The organism is Arthrobacter sp. Y3223164, assembly GCF_059091005.1.
The window spans coordinates 1-287 of record NZ_JBNHGF010000981.1 but is presented as its reverse complement, the minus strand read 5'-3'; the positions used below and the strand labels follow the sequence as shown (position 1 = coordinate 287).

Annotated in this window: 1 protein-coding gene; it reads right to left on the bottom strand. The window is 74.2% G+C overall.

Annotation, left to right across the window (positions count from 1 at the left end; translation table 11 throughout):
* Window positions 1-258, bottom strand: a 258-nt coding sequence (locus AC5RUJ_RS19005; protein WP_494156608.1) for a hypothetical protein, incomplete at its 3' end; no start/stop codon positions are given.
* Between the last annotated feature and the right edge of the window lie 29 nt (window positions 259-287).

The following is a 287-nucleotide window of genomic DNA, read 5'->3' as shown; positions in this document are numbered from 1 at the left end:
GGCGGGGTCGCCGCGGCCTGCCGAACGCAGCCGGGACAGCAGCACCGTAATGTCTGCCCCGGGTGCCCGTTCCTCGCCGGAGACCAAGGCGACCACTTCGGCGGCCACCTGCCGGCCCACCACAGCCGCACCATCCAGCAGTGCCCGGCCCAGCCGGGGATCGGTTGGAACCCGCGAGAGGACACGCCCCACATCGGTGGCCCGGCCGCCGTCGTCAATGGCGCCCAGCTCATGCAGCGTGCGGACGGCATTCGCCATTGCCGGCGCCGGCGGCGCGTCCGGAAGCC